At 48.5% G+C, this 503-nt stretch carries 1 protein-coding gene; it reads left to right on the top strand.

Going from position 1 to position 503, the window contains the following annotated elements; genetic code table 11:
• On the top strand, positions 1–503 hold a 503-nt coding region (locus AC1DP6_RS36535; protein ID WP_477059318.1), incomplete at both ends, for a hypothetical protein.

The raw sequence follows: 503 nt of genomic DNA on the forward strand, positions 1-503 counted from the left end.
GGTAGCATCACGAATACGGGGTAGCATCACGAATACGGCGAGTGCAACAGATGCCAATAATAATACGGTGAATGGAACGGCTACAACGCAGGTAARTGCACAATCACAATTAAGTATTGTGAAGACAGGTAATGCCCAGGTGAATGCAGGTGATACAGTTCGTTATGTGATTACTGCTACCAACGCYGGTCCTTCCAGTGCGGCAGGTGTAAGCATTACAGATGCGGTACCWGCRRCGGTTGGYAACGTWACSTGGACGGCAGTAGCGAGCGGTACTTCGCAGATAACAAGTGGTGCAACGGGCAGTGGTAATAGTGTGTTGGTGAAAGGGAACATAGGAGCAGGTAACACCATCGTAGTAAATATCATCGGTGTGGTAGGATCAGGTACGAATACTTCCGTATCTAATATTGCCGTACTGAAACCAGCTACAGGAGATTCTATTCCAAGTACGCCGGTGATCACCGTGGTGACTAAGAAACCGACGCTGCGTATCGTGAAAC

This window comes from Chitinophaga sp. 01L420, assembly GCF_056399985.1.